Source organism: Bacillus sp. MM2020_4 (genome assembly GCF_011250555.1).
Classification (GTDB): domain Bacteria; phylum Bacillota; class Bacilli; order Bacillales; family Cytobacillaceae; genus Neobacillus.
Map to the genome: position 1 here is coordinate 1 of NZ_JAANMZ010000100.1, position 1,316 is coordinate 1,316.

Consider the following 1,316-nt stretch of genomic DNA (forward strand, 5'->3'; position numbering starts at 1 on the left):
TAGAGATAGGACGTTCCCCTTCGGGGGACAGAGTGACAGGTGGTGCATGGTTGTCGTCAGCTCGTGTCGTGAGATGTTGGGTTAAGTCCCGCAACGAGCGCAACCCTTGATCTTAGTTGCCAGCATTTAGTTGGGCACTCTAAGGTGACTGCCGGTGACAAACCGGAGGAAGGTGGGGATGACGTCAAATCATCATGCCCCTTATGACCTGGGCTACACACGTGCTACAATGGATGGTACAAAGGGCTGCAAGACCGCGAGGTTTAGCCAATCCCATAAAACCATTCTCAGTTCGGATTGTAGGCTGCAACTCGCCTACATGAAGCCGGAATCGCTAGTAATCGCGGATCAGCATGCCGCGGTGAATACGTTCCCGGGCCTTGTACACACCGCCCGTCACACCACGAGAGTTTGTAACACCCGAAGTCGGTGGGGTAACCGTAAGGAGCCAGCCGCCTAAGGTGGGACAGATGATTGGGGTGAAGTCGTAACAAGGTAGCCGTATCGGAAGGTGCGGCTGGATCACCTCCTTTCTAAGGAAAATGCAGTCCTTTTGGACTGATCATAAGGTTGACGTTTCTTGTTTGTTTAGTTTTGAGAGTGCAATTCTCTCAAAGCTTTTTTTAATCGTTCTTTGAAAACTAGATAATCGTAAGAAGAAGCAAAGTAAACATCGAGTAATCGCCATTTTAGTTTTCTCTCTATTTAATAGAGAAACAAACCTTTTAGGTTAAGTTAGAAAGGGCGCACGGTGAATGCCTTGGCACTAGGAGCCGATGAAGGACGGGACTAACACCGATATGCTTCGGGGAGCTGTAAGTAAGCTTTGATCCGGAGATTTCCGAATGGGGGAACCCACTGTTCGTAATGGAACAGTATCTTTACCTGAATACATAGGGTATAGAAGGCATACCCGGGGAACTGAAACATCTAAGTACCCGGAGGAAGAGAAAGCAAACGCGATTCCCTGAGTAGCGGCGAGCGAAACGGGACATAGCCCAAACCAAGAGGCTTGCCTCTTGGGGTTGTAGGACACTCAACATGGAGTTACAAAGGAACGGGGTAAATGAAGCGACCTGGAAAGGTCAGCCAGAGAAGGTAAAAGCCCTGTAGTTGAAACTTCGTTCCCTCCTGAGTGGATCCTGAGTACGGCCGGACACGAGAAATCCGGTCGGAAGCAGGGAGGACCATCTCCCAAGGCTAAATACTCCCTAGTGACCGATAGTGAACCAGTACCGTGAGGGAAAGGTGAAAAGCACCCCGGAAGGGGAGTGAAATAGTTCCTGAAACCGTGTGCCTACAAGTAGTCAGAGCCC

2 rRNA genes are annotated in these 1,316 nt (G+C 49.9%); both read left to right on the plus strand.

The features are described 5' to 3' along the window. A 16S ribosomal RNA gene (locus tag G6554_RS25220) occupies positions 1-533 on the plus strand; the annotation flags it as partial. Between the two features lie 195 nt (positions 534-728). Further along, positions 729-1,316 (plus strand): 23S ribosomal RNA (locus tag G6554_RS25225); the annotation flags it as partial.